The sequence below is a fragment of the Paraburkholderia sp. BCC1885 genome, assembly GCF_900996235.1.
Classification (GTDB): Bacteria; Pseudomonadota; Gammaproteobacteria; order Burkholderiales; family Burkholderiaceae; genus Paraburkholderia.
The window spans coordinates 1-505 of the sequence record NZ_CAAJGM010000105.1 but is presented as its reverse complement, the minus strand read 5'-3'; the positions used below and the strand labels follow the sequence as shown (position 1 = coordinate 505).

The 505-nt window shown below is 63.4% G+C and carries 1 protein-coding gene; it reads right to left on the bottom strand.

Annotation, left to right across the window (positions count from 1 at the left end):
* On the bottom strand, nucleotides 1-505 hold a 505-nt coding region (gene ispE / locus FQ755_RS08315), incomplete at both ends, for a 4-(cytidine 5'-diphospho)-2-C-methyl-D-erythritol kinase (RefSeq protein ID WP_144152996.1).

The following is a 505-nucleotide window of genomic DNA, read 5'->3' as shown; positions in this document are numbered from 1 at the left end:
CTGTGCAAGAAAGTCCGTAATTGTGATGGGTCTCGAATCTCTTGTCAACGACTTATCTGAAAAAATTTCAGCGGTCGGTACGTGAACCCGAGGCGTCACAACCAGGAACCAGCGAGCCGGCAATTCTACCTGCTCCAGTGCCTCTCCGATACCCTCCGCGAACTCATTTTTTCCGAACACGAATAAGAGCACGTCGGCGCCCAGTTTCACGGCCAGCGCCTGAAGTTCAGCGCGCGGCAGGTCGAGTTTCCAGAGGCGGTTCAGGGCGAGCAGGGTGGTGGCCGCGTCGGAGCTGCCGCCGCCCAGGCCCGCGCCCATCGGCAGCACCTTGTCGATCTCGATGTCGACGCCGAGCGTGGTGCCCGTGTGAGCCTGCAGCAGGCGCGCGGCGCGCACGACCAAGTCCTGTTCCTCGGGCACGCCCGCCACCTCGGTGATGCGGTGGACCGCACCGTCCTCGCGCAGCGTGTAGTGCAGCCGGTCGCCCCAGTCGAGCAACTGGAAC